The organism is Flavobacterium sp. 9 (assembly GCF_002754195.1).
In the GTDB taxonomy this organism is placed as follows: domain Bacteria; phylum Bacteroidota; class Bacteroidia; order Flavobacteriales; family Flavobacteriaceae; genus Flavobacterium.
Genome location: NZ_PEEU01000001.1, coordinates 96,217 through 114,663, shown reverse-complemented (window position 1 = coordinate 114,663; position 18,447 = coordinate 96,217). Strand labels below are relative to the sequence as shown.

The 18,447-nt window shown below is 33.3% G+C and carries 17 protein-coding genes; all 17 read left to right on the top strand.

Annotated elements, in window-relative coordinates; genetic code table 11:
- Positions 1–526: 526 nt before the first annotated feature.
- The 17 genes from CLU81_RS00485 (at position 527) to CLU81_RS00405 (ending at position 18,414) form a co-directional block, all read left to right on the top strand.
- Positions 527–1,105: an RNA polymerase sigma factor gene (locus tag CLU81_RS00485; RefSeq protein ID WP_099708033.1), complete on the top strand. Its 579-nt coding sequence runs from the start codon at positions 527–529 to the stop codon at positions 1,103–1,105.
- Between the two features lie 219 nt (positions 1,106–1,324).
- Positions 1,325–2,173: a FecR family protein gene (locus tag CLU81_RS00480; protein ID WP_099708032.1), complete on the top strand. Its 849-nt coding sequence runs from the start codon at positions 1,325–1,327 to the stop codon at positions 2,171–2,173.
- A gap of 157 nt (positions 2,174–2,330) precedes the next feature.
- Positions 2,331–5,567: a TonB-dependent receptor gene (locus CLU81_RS00475; protein ID WP_099708031.1), complete on the top strand. Its 3,237-nt coding sequence runs from the start codon at positions 2,331–2,333 to the stop codon at positions 5,565–5,567.
- 556 nt (positions 5,568–6,123) lie between these two features.
- The gene (locus tag CLU81_RS00470; RefSeq protein ID WP_099708030.1) at positions 6,124–7,440 is read left to right on the top strand and encodes a hypothetical protein; all 1,317 of its coding nucleotides are present in this window, start codon (positions 6,124–6,126) and stop codon (positions 7,438–7,440) included.
- A 297-nt stretch (positions 7,441–7,737) separates the two neighbouring features.
- Positions 7,738–8,442 carry a hypothetical protein gene (locus CLU81_RS00465; RefSeq protein ID WP_099708029.1) on the top strand — a complete coding sequence of 235 codons (705 nt, stop codon included), beginning with the start codon at positions 7,738–7,740 and terminating at the stop codon, positions 8,440–8,442.
- A gap of 99 nt (positions 8,443–8,541) precedes the next feature.
- Positions 8,542–9,315: a hypothetical protein gene (locus CLU81_RS00460; RefSeq protein WP_099708028.1), complete on the top strand. Its 774-nt coding sequence runs from the start codon at positions 8,542–8,544 to the stop codon at positions 9,313–9,315.
- A gap of 46 nt (positions 9,316–9,361) precedes the next feature.
- Complete coding sequence (locus tag CLU81_RS00455; protein ID WP_099708027.1) at positions 9,362–10,714, top strand: S41 family peptidase; 1,353 nt, start codon at positions 9,362–9,364, stop codon at positions 10,712–10,714.
- A gap of 41 nt (positions 10,715–10,755) precedes the next feature.
- On the top strand, positions 10,756–11,025 hold the full coding sequence (locus CLU81_RS00450; RefSeq protein ID WP_099708026.1) for a hypothetical protein: 270 nt from the start codon (positions 10,756–10,758) through the stop codon (positions 11,023–11,025).
- Between the two features lie 555 nt (positions 11,026–11,580).
- Complete coding sequence (locus CLU81_RS00445) at positions 11,581–12,216, top strand: hypothetical protein (RefSeq protein ID WP_099712616.1); 636 nt, start codon at positions 11,581–11,583, stop codon at positions 12,214–12,216.
- A gap of 222 nt (positions 12,217–12,438) precedes the next feature.
- The gene (locus tag CLU81_RS00440) at positions 12,439–12,885 is read left to right on the top strand and encodes a hypothetical protein (protein WP_099712615.1); all 447 of its coding nucleotides are present in this window, start codon (positions 12,439–12,441) and stop codon (positions 12,883–12,885) included.
- Positions 12,886–13,182: 297 nt separating this feature from the next.
- Complete coding sequence (locus CLU81_RS00435) at positions 13,183–13,950, top strand: methyltransferase domain-containing protein (RefSeq protein WP_099708025.1); 768 nt, start codon at positions 13,183–13,185, stop codon at positions 13,948–13,950.
- A gap of 26 nt (positions 13,951–13,976) precedes the next feature.
- The gene (locus tag CLU81_RS00430; RefSeq protein WP_099708024.1) at positions 13,977–14,567 is read left to right on the top strand and encodes a Crp/Fnr family transcriptional regulator; all 591 of its coding nucleotides are present in this window, start codon (positions 13,977–13,979) and stop codon (positions 14,565–14,567) included.
- 75 nt (positions 14,568–14,642) lie between these two features.
- Entirely contained in the window at positions 14,643–15,230 is a 588-nt protein-coding gene (locus CLU81_RS00425) for an NAD(P)H-dependent oxidoreductase (protein ID WP_099708023.1), read from the top strand.
- A gap of 70 nt (positions 15,231–15,300) precedes the next feature.
- Entirely contained in the window at positions 15,301–15,525 is a 225-nt protein-coding gene (locus CLU81_RS00420) for a 2TM domain-containing protein (protein ID WP_099708022.1), read from the top strand.
- 59 nt (positions 15,526–15,584) lie between these two features.
- Positions 15,585–16,346 carry a putative quinol monooxygenase gene (locus CLU81_RS00415; RefSeq protein ID WP_099708021.1) on the top strand — a complete coding sequence of 254 codons (762 nt, stop codon included), beginning with the start codon at positions 15,585–15,587 and terminating at the stop codon, positions 16,344–16,346.
- Positions 16,347–16,391: 45 nt separating this feature from the next.
- Entirely contained in the window at positions 16,392–17,216 is an 825-nt protein-coding gene (locus tag CLU81_RS00410; RefSeq protein WP_099708020.1) for a DJ-1/PfpI/YhbO family deglycase/protease, read from the top strand.
- Between the two features lie 157 nt (positions 17,217–17,373).
- The gene (locus CLU81_RS00405; RefSeq protein ID WP_099708019.1) at positions 17,374–18,414 is read left to right on the top strand and encodes an adenylate/guanylate cyclase domain-containing protein; all 1,041 of its coding nucleotides are present in this window, start codon (positions 17,374–17,376) and stop codon (positions 18,412–18,414) included.
- The last annotated feature ends 33 nt before the right edge of the window (positions 18,415–18,447 follow it).

Below are 18,447 nucleotides of genomic sequence, written 5' to 3'. Positions count from 1 at the left end.
GCTCAAAATTGCACGCGGATGACGCGGATTCGCTTTGCGAAAACACAGATTAAAATGGATTTTATTAGCGTAATCTGCTGAATCTGCGAGAAACTCACTCTCATTTTTGTCATTTCGAGGAACGAGAAATCCCCACGAGTAACTCCACAACGAGAATCTAATCTTTGTCGAGCTACTCGTGGGGATTTACTTCGTCTGTTCGCTATCGCTCGGGTCTCGTTCCTCGAAATGACAAACTAAACGAAAATATTGTTATGAAAAATGATTGACCTAGCCCCGATAGAAGTGGAAATCCTTTTGTGGCGGGGTTCGCCACAAAAGATTGAAATGAATAGCGGGATTAGCTCCTGAAAAAAAAAGGTTTTATCATAGAAATCGAAATGACAATATTGTGGCTAAGGTGCATCTTCTTGATATGCCAACAGGGTAATATTAATAAATTATTAAATGAGCGAATCGCAAAAAATATCGATTGCGGTTTGTCTTACTTTTGTAAGGGTCTTCTTTAACAATTTAAAATTGCATTATGAGTTCTAATTTGGTAGTAAGGTTACGAAATGGAGATGATTCCTCTTTTAAAGAAATCTACGATTTATATCATTTTAAAATATTTTGTTTTGTAAAAAAATATACTGCACAGCTAGCAGATTCAGAAGATGTGACACAAAATGTTTTTATCCATCTTTGGAAGTACAGAACAAAATTAGATCCGAATGTTGAGTTGGAAGCCATTTTGTTTAAAAGCTCAAAGCAGGAAATCTCAAAATGGTATAAGAAACAAAACAGAATTTTTTCTGTAGAGAATGATCAGTTGATTAAGGAAGTAGATTATGTCGCTGAAGTCGATGATGATATTAGTTTTAAACTGGAAAAAATAGAATATCTGCTGAATAAAATCCCTGCTAAAAGAAGAAAAATTTTCAATCTTCATAAGTTTGAAGACCGCAGTTACAAAGAAATTGCGGCAGAAATGGATATGTCTCCAAGCGCCGTTGCAAACCAAATTTCTAAGACATTGCAATTTCTCAAAAAGAATTCGATTAAGAATCACGAATTGTATTGGTTTGCGCTTTTTTTTGTGAGTCAGGCCGAATTTATCTCTTAAAACTAACTTGTGTTTTTAGCCTTTTAATTAGGCTGATTTCTCCTGTTTTAGCGCCAATAATCCATTTTTTGCATTGAAGTCAAAGTTAAGTAAATGTTCTTCTACATTAAGAAAACATTAATAGATGCAACTACCCGTGATATTTAAATCATTGGAAATCTAATGTAGTTGAATCGTGGAGATTAATGTATGATTTTCCAAACACTAAAGTTGATTTTAATGAAATCCAGAAAATTAAGAGAAGAGTGGGACGCAATACCCAACAGAGGTATTTTGCCAAATGAAAGCACAACTCGTATGTGGAATACGATACGTAAGACTACAGTTGATAAGTATAGAAGTTTTTATAACTGGACCGCTGCTGCAAGTGCTGTAATTATCCTTTCTTTTAGCGCTTATCAGGCTTTTAATAGGTCTGGTTTTGTTAAACCTGAAATTACTTCAACGATAACATTTAGTAAAGATGTGCGACTTTTAAATTTGCCTGATGGAACGAGAGTTTGGTTAAATGAAAATTCTGAAATCGAATATCCTAAGAGTTTTATTGGAAAAGAAAGAACGGTTACTTTAAAAGGGGAAGCTTTTTTTGAAGTAAAACGTGATCCGTCACATCCGTTTGTGATTAGTTCCGGAGCTATAAAAACGACTGTTCTTGGAACTTCATTTAATATTAAAGCTTATGCCGATAAACAACCTGAAGTAAACGTAAGAACAGGAAAAGTAAAAGTCGAAAGTACACAAAATACTGTATTGCTGGAAAGAGGTGATAAGGCAATTTATGAAGCGGAAACTTCGATGCTGAATAAACAAAAATCTCTTGTTCTTGAACCGGAATGGAAAAAGGTCTTAATCTATGTTGACGGATTAACATTGGCCCAAGTTCTGGAAAAGCTAAAAGTAAATAATCATTTTTCGGTAATGTATTTAGACGAAGATTTAAAGAATCTTAAAATTCAGGGAACTCTTGATACGAGACAAGGTTTGTATGAAATGCTTCAGACTATTGCTTTTGCTTTGGAAATCAAGATTCAAACTACCGGAAACAGTACTTTTCTCATTAGCAGGTAAAAGTTTATAAAAATTTTGAAACAATAATTTACGACGGAATTAAATCTAAAAAAAAATGATTTAAGAGAAGTTGTCAGGAATCGCTCGCTTTAAACTGAAAATATTTGCCCACAATCATATTAAAAAAAGAATTCTAATAAACTAACAATCATCAATTATGAACAATGAATTTTCGAGGCGATTTGTCGTTGCCTTATGGATTTTATTTTTCGGGGTTTTCTTCGGAACAAATTCAATTTATGCACAAACCGGAACTGTATCGGTTGATTTTAAAAATTCTTCACCACAAAAAATTATAGATAATCTAAAATCCCGCACACCTTATCAATTTGTTTATCAAAAAGATTTAGATCTGGATTTGCCATTGGTTACACTAAAAAAAGATAATGTTTCGATAGATGAAATTTTGAGTGATTTGCAAAACATGACCAACTTAAATTTCAGAAGAAACGAAAATAATATAGCCGTAAATAGTAAAGACGGTGACAAAAAAAAAAAGAAGGGAAAAATTACAGGTAAAGTCGTAGATGTCAACGGACTTTCGTTACCTGGTGTAAATATAAAAGTAGCTGAACTGAGTATTGGCGCACAATCAGATATTGATGGTAATTATGTTTTGGAATTAGAACCAGGAGAATATACGATTGAAATTAGCGCAATTTCGTTTCAAACGCAAAAAATTACAGGAGTTAAAGTTCTTGAAAATGGAGAAACTCCGCTTGTAGTTTCTTTAAAAGAAGATGCTCAATCACTGAATGAAGTTGTTATTATTCAGGATTATAAAAAAGCCACAGCTTCGGTTGGAGGTATGTTGCTGCAACAGAAAAAAGCGGCTCAGTTTTCTGACGGTATTTCGGCAGAGCAAATTGCGAGAACTCCTGACAGAGATGTAGCGAGTTCATTAAAACGTATTACGGGTGTAACGACAATTGGCGATAAATATGTTGTGGTACGTTCTATGGGCGAAAGATGGAATCAGGCGGTTATGGACGGAATCGCTTTACCAAGTACAGATGCTTATCAGCAAAATTTCTCTTTCGATATCATTCCAACTGCTATTGTCGAAAGTATTGTGGTGAGCAAATCTGCAACACCGGATATGTACGCCAATTTTGCCGGTGGATATGTAGAAGTTAAGACGATGGATATTCCTAAAGAAAATTTCACCAATTTTTCTATTAGTAATTCTTATAACAGCAAAAGTGCTTTTAAAGAGCGATTGACAAAACAGGAAGGTGATTATGATTATTGGGGATTTGATGACGGTCGACGTGATTATCCATCTAACCGCGCCACAATAGATCCACCAACAACGGAGGCACAATCAGGTCCGTTTTTGGATTATAGCAGACTATTTACTCAGGATAATTTTTCTACCTATAAAACCTATGGCGCTCCGGGAACAACATTGCAATTTGGTATAGGAAGAACTTATAAATTAAAAGACAATAACAAATGGGGATTTGTTGGTTCAGCAATTTTTAAGAATACACAGGAAAAACTAGAAATTGAGCATACAGAAAGAAATTTTAGAAGTAATACTGATTTTTCGCCGGAGAGTGATAAAGTATTGTACTCCACTTTTGCAAAATATGGCTTTAAAAATTCAGGAGCCAATTATACTTATAATTCGACTTTGGGCGGTATGTTTAATGCGGGTATTCAGTTGGGTAATCATAAAATTACAATGCGCAATACTGTTATGCATATTTATAACAATCAATTAACCCAAATTACAGGTTGGGGAAATGAAGATTCTATAGAAGGGATTTTAGACGGTAGCAAACTCCCAACTACTACAGAGTCTAATTATCCTGTTTACACCACTTTTATTCAGAATAAAATTGAAGGAAATCACAAATTCGATAACCTTGAAGTTAATTGGTATGGAGCTTATGGAAATGTAGCAAAAGATACCAAGGACGCAACATTTGTAACTATTGGCGAGGAAAAAGTTGGTGATGATATATTGAGATCTTATAGTGTTTATAACGCTGAGACGAGATTTCCGTTTAGCCGAAGCAATTTTACTAATGATGAGGCTGATTATAACTGGGCGATTAATTTTAAATACACTTTTAATTTTGGAGATTCTTTTACAAATGATCTTAAAGGAGGTTATTTTGGGACTTACAAAAGAGCAACAAATCAACAAGAATCAGCTAAGTTAATAACGGTTGGTCAGCCAACTGACCGCGCTGTTATTTATGAACCGCTTTCTAAATTCTTAGACGGATCAAATTATTATTGGGGAGGTTTTGGATGGCAGGATTATGGCGTATACGGTAATAAATATGAAGGCGACGTAAAAATACATTCTCCATTTTTAATGCTCGATGATAAAATTGGCCGTTACGTAAGGTTGGTTTGGGGAGTAAGAGCAGAAAGTTACATTTATACCGAAATACAAAGTCAGTCTGAATATCCTGATGGTTTAGCAAAAGACCAAGGTAATGATAAAATGTGGCAATTTCTGCCATCGGCAAGTTTAATAATTAGTCCAACTAATAAAATGAATGTTAGATTGGGATATAATAAATCTGTTTTGCGTCCACAATTTGCAGAGCGTTTGGGTATTCCTTATTACGATCCAATTCGTTCGGCTAAAGTCTACAATTACTCAAATGGATTGGTTTCAAGTGTAGCTAATAATTATGATTTAAAAGTAGAATGGTTTCCATCCGGTGGTGAAATTTTGTCTTTTGGTATTTATCATAAAGACATTGATAATCCAATAGAATCAGTTGGTTTTCGTAATCCTTCAGATGGAAGAGATATCTACGTTTTGAACTCCAACAATGCCAAACTATGGGGAGTTGAATTTGAGTTTTATAAAAGCCTTTCTTTCTTAGGTGAAGGCGAAATTTTGAAAGATTTGTTTGTTTATGGCAATGCTTCTTTCAATGATACAAAAGTAACTTCTTATGTTAATATAGATGGAACGGGAGGACTTTATGAAGCCAACAGACCTTTGTACGGGCAGTCGCCTTATACTTATAATCTTGGTTTAGACTATGTAGGTGATCGTTTAGGTTTTAGTCTTAGACGCAATGCTATTGGAGATCAATATATATTGGTAGGATTTGAATACAGGGCCGAAGAAATTCGTATGCCATACGCTATAACGGATGCTCAGGTAAGTTACAAATTTTTTAAAGAGAGAAATCTGGAATTAAAATGCAGTATGAAAAACATATTTGATACAGGTATAGAAACTTATAATAACACTAATAGTTATAGTAAAACTACGGATGTTCCCTATGGAGTGAATCCAAGAGAAAGATATAGTCTGGGAGCAGGAGCAACAAATAAGTACGATGAAGATATTGATCAGGTTGTATTTAAAGCCTGGAGCGGAAGGACAATAAGTGTCTCTCTTAATTACTCATTTTAAGAACACTTACTTAATGAAAAGAGTGATAATTATAAGTATTTTCTCTCTGAATATTAAGAAACCGTTAACAATAAAATCAGGCATGATATTTTGCTTTTTTGAAATCTAATACTTAGTAAGTACTGTGATTGTGTAGGGGAGATTTTACAACACGATGCTTATTTGTTTTTCTGTAAAGACTCATTTTTGAGGGAGAGTTTTTATAAAAAAAGTTCTTTGATAAATTTTAAATAAATAAAATAGTAAAGGTTGCAGATATTCGGAATCTTCATACAAAGCCAAATCACCATAAAGCGGCATTAGGTTTATCATATCCATAAACATCTAACTTTTTATTTATTCTAAAATTTAAATGAGAATTTGACCCTGACCCTTTCATTAGATTAATCCTATAATGAAAGATGGAAGTAGGCGTAAACCTCCGGCGGTAAAGCGGAATCGTTTATTGAAGAAAAAGAATTTACCAAAAAAGAGAAAGACCTAAGGAAAGATATTTTGCTGCTCTCTCCAAAGGCCTAGTTTAATAGCAGCAAATATAGCAATAATTCCAATTATTATGAAAAAAATTTTTCTATGTGCAATGATAGCTCTGGCTGTGACTTCTTGCCAAAATGATGATTCTTCTGCTGATTCTTCTTTTTCTATGAAAGCTGCTGGTGCTGATTACACAGGATATCCAGCAACTGTTCAAACTGTAAGTGGTGATATTACTGTAAACACAACTTGGACAAGTGACAAAGTTTGGGAAATCAACGGAGTAGTAAGAGTAAAATCTGGTGCTACATTAACAATTCAGGCAGGTACTTATATTAAAGCAAAACCTCTTGCTGCAGGTGTTGCAACTGGAGTTCTTGTAATTACTAAAACAGGTAAAATCGACGCACAAGGAACTGCTGCATCTCCGGTTATCTTTACAAGTTACAATTTATTAGATGGTAACGCAACTACAAAAGCAACTCCTGGAGATTTTGGTGGAGTTGTTGTTTTAGGAGACGCTCCGGTAAACAATGGTTTAACTACTAACGTTATCGAAGGATTAGGAGATCAGCCTAATGTTTCTGATTTCTACTACGGAGGAACAAATTCAGTTCACAATGGTGGAGCTATAAACTATGTACGTATCGAATTTGCAGGACGTATTCTTGATGCTGCAACAGGAGTTGAAATCAACGGATTAACTTTTGGTGGAGCTGGTTCTGCTACAGTTGTTGATCACGTTCAGGTTTCTTACGGAAGAGATGATTCATTCGAATTTTTTGGAGGAACAGTAAATGTAAATCACTTAGTTTCTTTTGCTCCAGATGATGATAACTTTGATTTTGATCTTGGTTACACAGGAACAGTTACAAAAGCTATCGCAATTGCAGACAGTAATTCTACTCACAGTACTTCAGGTAGTGGATCTACATTAAGCCCGGATTCAAACGGTATCGAATTAGATAACAACGCTGGAGGTACTACAACTACATTAATCACTCGTCCAGTAATTAATCAATTGTCTATCATTGGAGTTAGCTCTGCTACAACAGCTAATTTATACGAAAATGCAATCCACGTTCGTAGATTAGGACAAATCAGTCTTACTAATGTTACTGTTACAGGATACAATAAAGGAATCTACTGGGAAGCTCCTTCATTGTCAAGTAACTCTACTTGGTCAGGATTATCTATTCACGGATTTGTTAATCCAGTATTGCCTACAACAACAAGTTTAGGTCTTGGAAACACAACTTCAACAGTAAATCCAGCTACAGCTTGGGCACTTACTCAACCATTCTTCAACAATGGTACATTAGACTTTACAGGTGCTACAGGAGCTTTCAAAACAGAAGCTAACTGGACTAACACTTGGACTAAGTTTACAAATTTCTAATTGTCAGGTTAATAAATATTTAATTCAGCATGGGCAGCATTTTTGCCCATGCTTTTTAAAAACAAAAATTGAAAAAAACGATACTATTCATTTTACTAATAATTATAACTGCTTCATCTGCTCAATTTAATATGGGAAGATGATTTTGAGGATAGTGACGTTTCTGATTGGGTTTTAAAGCAGAATAGTTTATAAAAAAGTATTTACCAAATACAATAAATAGCTAAGGAAAGGAATTTTGTTGCCCTTTCTAATTACTTGGTATAACAGCAGCAAATACGCACTAATTAATTTATTATGAAAAACTTTTTTTTATTGGCAATTATAGCTCTGATTGCGATTTCTTGCCAAAATGATGATCCCATTGTTTCTTCTCCTCCTGTGGTGGTAGAACCGGAACCTGAGTCTCCTGAAGAACCTGTAAGTGGTAAATTCACAATATGGGAAGACGATTTTGAAGATGGAGATGTTTCTGATTGGGTTTTGCTCGATAAAGATGGAAATAACAGTAATTGGATTGCCAGAAAAAATATTCAATTAGACCTAAATACCGGTGGTATAGTCGGAGGGGATATAAATATTTTAGGGACATATAATGTAGATCTTAATAATGGCGCACCTCTTGACCAAATAGAACAAAATTGGGCCATTATGCCTGCAATAGATTTATCTTATTACGGCGGAAAAATTGAACTCAATTTTACAGCACAACCTTCTGTTTACAGTGGAAATTACAATCTTTTAGTTTATGGATCTACATCATCAGATCCGGCCACAGCCAAACTTTTAGGAACAATATTGTTGACTAGAGGACCCTCTGTAGATGCAGCATATTTTGCAGATTACACATTAGATATTTCAGAATTTAAAGGCAGTCATAATGTTTATATTTCGTTCTTAAACGAAAACACAAGCTTTGTAGGCTATGAAATTGACAAAGTATGGATTACTGCTGAAACACTTTTAGAAAACGTTTCGAAAAAAGCACTTAAGTTAAACTAAAACAGATATTTCTAAAAAATAAAATTTATCAAAAACTAAAAATAAATAAGTAATTGTTTTTATCGAAGAACAAAAACAGTTACTAATTACATATATAAAATGAAAAACAAGATTGTAAACGCACTTTTTTTTTTAATAGCACTTCTCTTTTTAGAGTCTTGTACAAATGACGAATTGGTTCCTTATTATCCGGAACAAAAAGCGGGAAAGTTGGTTATTAGAGGTTATAATGCAAGGGCAGATTCTATTCAGATTGCTGTTAATGGCAAAATAATAAAAATTGGAAATAAGAATGCATTCGTCAAAAATATTGTCAAAGATTATGATTTTGTAATCTATGAAAACGCGCCCAAAGATGTTGTGATTACAAACAAAAGAAGCAAAGAAATTTTGCATTCCTATCACATAACAGACAATAAAAGCATTGATACAATTTCGTTTTATCACAAGAAAGATTTATGGGTTGACAATGTTTTAGCAACAAAACCCGGAGCATTAACAAAGGCTGGAAATGCGGGATTCAAATTTATTTTTCCAACATTCAATAAGTATTCAAATACTGGATATAAAGGAAATCTGGACGGAATAATACGAAAATTAGACGGAGAAACTGTTGCTGTAGCACAAAATATTGGACAAAATCAATACAGTACTTTCGTTGAATTTCCTGCTACATTGCCTCCAATTATTAAAATGGAATTAGTAAAACACGGCACAAGCGAATCTTATATACCAGGAAAACAGGTTTTTGTTGTGATGTTAATGACTAAAGACAAATCAAGATTGATTGTATTGGATGAAAAAAAGGGGGATAATGGTCAATTTTCTGGTGTAGACGGAAGCTTGAGTTTATTGGACTTTTTTGATTTGTAATACTATTATTTTAAGAGTTTAGGTTCCATAATTTTAAAAGTTTAAAATGAAATATTCTTCTCTTATCAGAATCCTTTTTTTTCTTTTTTTCGGCATATTTTTAATTTCCTGCGAAGTCGATGACAAACCGGAAGTTTATGAAGAAGGGTCCAATAAATACACAAATGATTGGATCTACAATCAAATGAAAAAGTATTATAAATGGAATGAAACAATGCCTGATAAGGGAGATTTAGCTGTAAATCCAAAGGAATATTTCAATAGATTATTAAATAAATCTGATGTGTATTCGTATGCTGTGAATCCAAATTTACCTGAAACCGTTCCGCAGAGTTTACGAAGAAATTTTGGGTTTGATATTTCGTTTGTAGAATATCAAAGCAAAATTTATGGCGTGATTTTATATGCTTTAGAAGATTCTCCGGCTAAAAATAACGGATTATTAAGAGGACAATTAATAACTGAAATTAATGGAGAAGAACTGAATTTGAGTAATTATGAGAAGATTTACAAAAGTATAATATCGGCTAATCATTTAGATTTAAAAGTAGTTTCATATTCAAAAGAAACGGGTTTTTCTAAACCGGAATCAGTTTCTTTATTACAGGGGTTTTCGTTTTCTCAGCCTATTTTTCCGAAAGTATTTACAAACAATAATACTAAAATTGGATATGTAGAAATTCCGCATTTTGATGTTGGTCAAGCCAAATTATTCCAGCAGATTTTTCAGGAATTAAAAGATCAGAATATAACCGAATTAGTTTTGGATCTCAGATATAATGGAGGAGGAGACGTATCATCAGCAACAGCTTTAAGTATAATTATTGCACCAAATATAATTGCGAGTGATCTTTTTATACAATTCGAAGGAAATAAAAACGGCGGACTTGTAAAACAATCTTTTCAGCAAGCCCTGGAAAGCAATGAACGAAATGTGAGTTTTGATCTGCTTAAAAATGTACATCCGGATATTAAGAAAGTATATATTCTATGCGGAAAACGAACCGCTTCTGCTTCAGAAATAATGATCAATAATCTTCGGCCTTTTATGGATGTTATTACAATAGGCGAAAAAACGGTTGGCAAAGATGTAGCAGGTTTTCCAATAGAAGATGACAGAAATCCAAATACTAAAGGCTGGATTTTATATCCTTCGATCTATAAATTATTCAACGCAAAACACGAAGGCGATTATTCAAGCGGAATAAATCCATCGATTGCCGTTGACGAATTGCAGGAACCTGAGATATTTCCGTTAGGCAATCGTTCAGAACTTTTGTTAAATACTGCAATAAATATGCAATCCGGAAATACCAAAAAAGTAAAAACGACGACGGCAAGATCATTACCATTATCAAAAATTTATATCGATGCTGATCCGTTATTGGTTAAGCCTTAAATTCAAATTTTTAAATATTATTTATATTAGAGTATCTTATTATGCAAGGAATAAATTCTTCAGAACATCGTATTTTGTTGGCTGCATTTCGAAAATTTGAATATATGGCTATGATTTCCAAGAATAAAATAGAGGAAAGCGAAGATGCTAACACACGAAGAGCCATGCAAGAACTTGATGCGCTCTACGATAGATTTCAGGTATTATTTGTGGAGCTAAAAAAGTGCAGCGAAGATTATGAAATCAAAAAGAAATCGACCCGAAGCATCATCAATAAAAGCTTAAGAAAACTAACGCCTGTTTTTATTTAAAGATGTAAGGCTTAAACACAATACTGTCATTTCGACGAAGGAGAAATCACACTTGTAACTCGATAAAGATTGGCGGCAATATAGAACGCGGATGACGCGGATTCGCTTTGCGAAAACACAGATTAAAACGGATTTTATCAGCTCAATCTTGTCATTTCGAGGAACGAGAAATCTCCGCAAGTAACTCCGCAACGAGAATCCAGTCTTTGTCGAGCTTCTCGCGGAGATTTACTTCGTCTGTTCGCTATCGCTCGGGTCTCGTTCCTCGAAATAACAAAAACTTCGCTTCCAAACTAATTTTAGAATTAGTAAAATCTCAGTTTAAGTCATAATTCATGAAATAACTCACAAATAATCTCGATTTATTTGAGTTTTTTTAAGGATATAACATCGCATCAAAAAGATAATGCTTTCTAAATATCTGAAATAGAGTTGTCTTTAAAAAAATAATAAAAGTTAAGAAGTAAAAAAGCAATTATAACTTGATTTTTATAGATTTGTATAATGTATTATTCCCAAAAATGAGTTGGGATACAATTATAAAATCTAATGCCGATGAAATCTGTTACTTCAATATTTTTGTTCTTATTGTTAGTGTGTTCTAATTCTTATTCACAATTAAGTGCAGATAAAATATTCGAGAGCTTTAAACAAGGAGAACGAACAAATTGTTCATCGATTGCTTTTATCAAAGCTTCTTTAAATATTTACGGATTAGATAATCTTTTTGAATATGAACAGATAAACGATAATCTGCATAAAATAACACTGAAAAACGGCGCGTCGTTTAATATTAATAATGACGAATTAAGCAAAGCCAAAGAATCTGCAGGTTTTGTGTTTATCAAAGACAATTGCGACAGCGAAAAAATAACCGATTATGCTGTATTGACTTATGCCGTGATGGCAAAATATAAGCAGATTATAGACAAAGAATCAACTTTTGACAGAGCGTTAGAAGATTTAGAAGACGGTGCGGTTTATACGCCAACAATCTACAAGTATTTAGGATTTAAACTAGGAAAGCAAGTGCAAAAACTAAAAAGACAATCCGGAAGTGAATTTTGTGGAGTTGTCGCTTGGTCATCTGCACATGCCGTTTTTGTTTGCGAAGAGTTTATGGATTATTACGGCAACAAAAAAAGTATATGGATAAAATATCCAGGCCGTTTTAGAGTAATAAAGTCATAAATTACACTTATTATTACGTTGCAAAACAGTATTAAAATTGATTTCTTAATAAATTTTTGTCTTGGCAAAGCATTTCAAACAGACTAAAATAGCCTCTATAAGTGTCTGCAATAGCATATTACGAAAAGTTAAAATTTTATTAAAAAAAAAGAAATCAATAAAGTTGCAGTTTAAGTTTAATTATATATTTTTGTTTCATTAACAACCAATTACATTATGAAAATGAAGAGCAAGATTTTTATACTAAGTATCCTTTTCTTTTTGACTACAGGAGCGATCTCAGCACAGGCAAAAAATGCACCAAGAAGTATCATCAGTACAACAGCGTTAATTCGTAAGTATCATGATCAAAAAGAACTAAGTGGTATGCAAAAAGGAGAACTTTTAGAATTATACATCGAGCGTATCAAAGTTCTTGTAAAAACTCTTCCTTACATCGCTTTGGTTACTAAGCCAGGAGTTACTATGGGAGATTTAGGTATTCCGGACGATAGTGAGCACAAAAAAGTATTAGACAACCAAGCAATTGGAACAACAGCATTTTTGGATACTACAGTAGAGTTTCAAAGAAAAATGATGCCTTACTCAGATAAAGGAAATTTAATTGCTGCAATTTTGTTCTACGAAGGTACATTGAAATCATTACATGAGTTCAACGACTTGAACTAATTGTAAGACAGTAAAATATAAAATTTAGAACCTCCAAAGTCATTTGATTTTGGAGGTTTTTTTTGATAAGTATGACTAAAAAAAATCTCGCAAAGGTGCAAAGGCGCCAAGTTTAAAAACTTTCTTTGCGACTTCGCGTCTTTGCGAGATTAATTTTATTTTCTAAAAGCTTAACTTAATGACATTGGAAACGAGGACATTAATTTCAAAAGTTTATAATTTAAAATTATATTGTAAATTAGCTGAATTACATTTTAATTACTTTCAGAAGCAAATAAAATTTTAAAACTGACTTTTATGCCTTGGAATCCCGAAATATATAATGAGTTTAAAGACCTAAGATATAAACCGTTTTATGATCTGATGGATTTTATAAAAGAGTCAGAAGCTACAAAGGCAATCGATTTAGGATGTGGCACAGGAGAACAAACCGCAATATTAGCAAAGAAATTTAGCAAAACTGATTTTCTGGGCATTGATTCATCTGTAGAAATGCTGGACAAATCAAAAACTTTAGACGCAAATAATCTTCGTTTTGAGCGCGGAACCGTAGAAGATATAGCAGAATCAAACCAAAAATGGGATTTGATTTTTAGTAATGCAGCATTACAATGGTCAGATAATCATGAAGTATTGTTTCCTAAACTGATCGATTTGATTAATCCAAAAGGTCAATTTGCAGTTCAAATGCCTGTTCAGAATGAAAATATACTAAACAAGATTTTATATCAATTAGCAGGCGAAGAACCATTTAAAACCTATTTGAACGATTGGAGAAGATATTCCCCAGTTTTAAGTATCGATCAATATGCACAAATTATGTTTGATGGGGAACTTGAAGATATTCAGGTGATGCAGAAAATTTATCCTATAATTGCTCAGGATCATGAAGCGCTTTATAATTTTATTTCCGGTTCAGCCCTGATTCCGTATATAGAACGTCTTGATAAAGAACAACAGAAACATTTTGTCAGCACATTTAAAGAGAGAATTGCAGAACATTTCCCAAAACTTCCTGCGATTTATGCTTTTAAAAGAATTTTACTTTACGGAAGAAAGGCTTAAATACATCATTAAAAACAAGTCTTAAGATGGAATTGGGAGCAGAGATACTTTTAAAATCGGTTAGGAAAATTTGTCCTGAGATAACTGATGCTGAATTGTCACAATATGCTTCAAGATTGACATTTGAAGAACTTCATAAAAAAGACTTTTTTCTACAAGTTGGTAAAGTTCAAAAATCGATAGGTTTTATTGCAAGCGGATTAGTTCGTTCTTCATTTGTAGATAACGAAGGCAACGAAATAACGGTCGGTTTTTATTCTGAAGGCGATTATGCCACACATTATCCTGCTTTTATAACACAACAACCCAGTAAATATTCGATTCAGTGTTTAGAACCAACTACAATGGTTTGTCTTTCCTACGAAGATTTGCAATGGGTCTACAAAAATTTGCCCAGCTTTGAAAAATACGGACGTTTAGTTGCCGAAGAAATCCTAAAACGACAACAATCGCGTATTGAAAACTTCATATTTCAAACTGCCGAAGAGCGATATATTGATTTTATAAAACACCATTCAGATCTGTTTAACAGAATATCTGTTTCTCATCTTTGCAGCTTTCTGGGTATTGAAAGACAATCACTTACCAGAATTAGGCAAAAATTAGCGCATCAATAATATTTTGACACATTTGTGTCACGAACCCCTTTCTATTATTTAAAATCTTTGCAGTGTCAAATTAAATGAACTGCAATGAAAACGAATATCTTACTTATACTTGGGCATCCATCTGAAAATTCTTTTTGTAACGCATTATTAGACGCTTACAGAAAAGGAGTAGAAAGTACAGGAGCAAATTGTAAAACGATTTATATCTCCAGACTTGATTTTAATGTAAATCTTTCTGACGGATATAAAAACGGAGAAACTCTAGAACTCGAACAAGATTTAGTCCATTCGCAAGAACTTATAAAATGGGCAGATCACGTTGTTTTATGCTACCCAAACTGGTGGGGTTTTATGCTAGCAATCACCAAAGGATACATCGACAGAATCCTACTTCCTGACTTTGCATTCAAACACCATTCCGGAAAAATATTCCCCGAAAAACTTTTAAAAGGAAAAAGCTTAAGGCTTCTGGTTACGATGGATACGCCAAAATGGTGGTTCTATCTCATTTATCGAGCCTCACAATATCAGATCCTTAAAAACATTGTTTTTGGTTACGTAGGATTTGACCCAATCAGATTTTCAACATTTGGATTTATGCGAAAATCAACTGAAAGCCAACGAAATAAATGGCTGAAAAAAGTAGAGAAATTAGGAAAACAACTTAAATAAATAGAATTGCAAAAAAGATAATCCGCTAGGATTTAAAGATCGGGAACAAAAAATAATAAAATCAAACATCATGAGACATTTAGCAAACGAGCAAAAAGTTGCTCAAATCAATCCGGAAAAAGGTTTCAGAATTCACTTATTAGTATTTGCATTAACTATTCCAGCGATTTGGTTAATCTGGTTTTTTACAGACAGAACTTATTTATGGCCTTTGTGGCAAACCGCTGCATGGGGAACCGGTTTATTGTTTCACTATCTGGGAGTTTTTGTTTTCAGAAGTAAAAAAACAAGCTAAAAAAACGGAAAAGCTGAACACCGTAAAAAAAGTAAGCACTAATTATAAAACGAAATGATATGAAAAAAAGAATCCCTAAAATGCTCACAGCAGTAGTAGCTTTTTCAGCGTTTTCATTATCTGCATCAGCCAAAGCTGCACATAAAACTCTAGCTGAAGAATTTAAAAGCGAAGAAATAGCCGCTACAATCACTCGTTATGAAGTTAAAGAAGAATATCAGGAGAAGTTCCGTAAGATATTGAGTGATTATGTATTAGAATCGCTTTCTGATGAAAATAATATTATGTCAGAAGCGTATTTCGAACAAGATAATCCATCAGTGCTTTGGTTATTTGAACGTTGGTCGAATAAAAAAGCAATGAAGAATTTTAGAAGCAATTCAAAATCCAAAGCAGTAATAAAACTCGGAAAAACGGCTTTGGTTAAACCTGAAAAAATAATTGATATAAAAGATTTAGAACCTATTTCTAAACAAGAATGGAGAAAAGTCAGCAAAAAAGAAGACAATCAATTAACAATCATGCTTTTTGTGGATGCAAAATCAGGAACCGAAGAAAACTTCAAAGATGTCTATCACACGGCAATGCAAAAATTTAGAAGCGAACCAGGAGTTGTAACGTATCAATTATCACAATTAGAAGCAGATAAAACCCAATTTGTGACTTTCGAGAAATTCCGAAGCAAAAATGCTTTTGAGTATCATTTGAATTTTCCGCCCATTCAGCCTGTGATTGATTATTTGAATACAAGCATTAAAAAACAACCATTTCAGGACGGAATTCACAATCTAATTGAGTTTGCACCGCTTACTCGAGAATAACGAAAATTAAAAGCAATCCTCACAAACAATTAAATCTAAAAAAAAATGAAAACAATTAATAAAATGATCATTGCAGGTATAACAAGTGTACTTGCTGTAGCAAATGTAGAAAGTCAGGTAAAAGTAAAAACTAAAGAAATGAAAACAAATTACAGTAATGAGTTAGCAGTTGTAAATCAATTATCTACTCAATCCGCAGTGGTAAATATGCCAGTAACAAAATTATTAGACGCACCGGGAAATGAAGCTTTAAAAGCATTCTTTTTTACTCCCGTAAAAGACAAAACCGTTTTAAAAGGAAAGAAAATCGCTGTTCTTGTAGCAGATGGTTTTGAAGAAATTGAATTAACTGGTCCGGTTTGGTATTTTAGAGAACTAGGAGCAGAGGTAGAAATTGTCGCTCCAAAATACAATCCTGCTCCGGAAAGATACGGGCTTGCATTTCCTGAAATGGCAAAAACGCACGTAATGGCAATTCAGTATTTGCAACCGGTTGGCTGGATAAAATTTGACAGAACAGCAGATCAAATAAAAGTAAGTGATTATGATGCCGTGTTTATTCCGGGTGGAGCTTGGAATCCGGACAATCTTCGATATGATAAAGACGTTATTAAATTTGTTCAGGATTTCAATAAATCAGGAAAACTAATAGCTGCAATTTGTCATGCGCCAGTTGTATTGGCATCGGCAGATATTTTGAAAGGAAGAAAATTAACCGGATATTGGAATATTCAATCAGATTTGAAAAACGCCGGAGGAATCGTACTTGAAGAAATTGTTGTAACAGATGGAAACATAGTAACAAGCAGACATCCAATCGATGTAGCCGATTTTTCGAGAGCCGTTGAAAACTGGTTAGTTAAAAAATAATTATAAAAAGTTCTGATAGTGGAGAAGTGCACTTTCTTCGCTATCAGAACATTATAATAGTAAAGAATAATTTTTTATCCTTAATGTTCTGTATTACTTTTGATTAGAATACTTTTTTTGCATTTTTAGCCTGTCTCAAACTAAAGCTAATGTTGTTATGGAATTGCCCAAAATACCTTTTTATAGAAAGTACAGCCTAACTTTTAAAGCAATCATTGTAGTCGGAATATTAGGTTTACTTTATGCCGTTTTTACAGATGCTGGTTCCGGTTATGCTTATTTAAGGTTTTTACCAGGAACAATGATTGGAGTTTTCATTAGCATTATCATTATAACTTTCGAAAGATCCGTCAAGCTGAATAAATACTCTTTTTTGAAAACCGTTATTCTTAAAGCATTTCTTTACAGCTTTGCTATATTGCTTTTTTTGCTTCTTTGTATCGTACTTTTTGAAGAAATATTGGGCAAACTGACTTATCAGGAAGTAATCAAAAGTTATATTAAAGATCGTTTGGCCGAAGATTTTATATTTTCGTTTGGAGCATCTATATTTTTAATTCTTTTTCTGGAAGTCAGTAGTTTACTAAACAGCCGATTTTTCTATAATTATTTTACAGGCCAATATCATCGTCCAATGCAGGAAGAACGAATTTTCATGTTTGTCGATGTAAAATCGTCCACAACATTGGCGGAACAATTGGGAGATCTTCTTTATAGTAAAATGTTGCAGGATTTGTTCAACGATTTTACCGATGCTATTATGGCTTCGCGCGCAGAAATCTATCAATATGCAGGAGATGAAATCATACTAACCTGGAAAACAAAATCCGGATTAAAAGACAAACGTTGTCTGTATTGTTTTTATCTTTTAAGGCAAAGTATAGAAAGCAAAAAGGAATATTATCTGGAACATTATAATATTGTTCCAAAATTTAAGGCAGGAATGCATATTGGTACGGCAATAACAACTTGGGTTGGAAAAATAAAAAAAGAGATCGTTTATCATGGCGATCTTCTTAATACAACTTCCAGAATTCAATGTAAGTGTAATGATTTTAATCATGATTTTGTGGTTTCAGAAGCAATAAAAGAGGTATTACCACAAGATTCTCGGGTAAATTATAGTCATCAGGGAGAAATACTTTTGAGGGGAAAAGCAAAACCAATGAAACTTTATACAGTAGATTTTAATTTTTAAAGTCGGCTGTATTACAAGGAATATTTATAAATT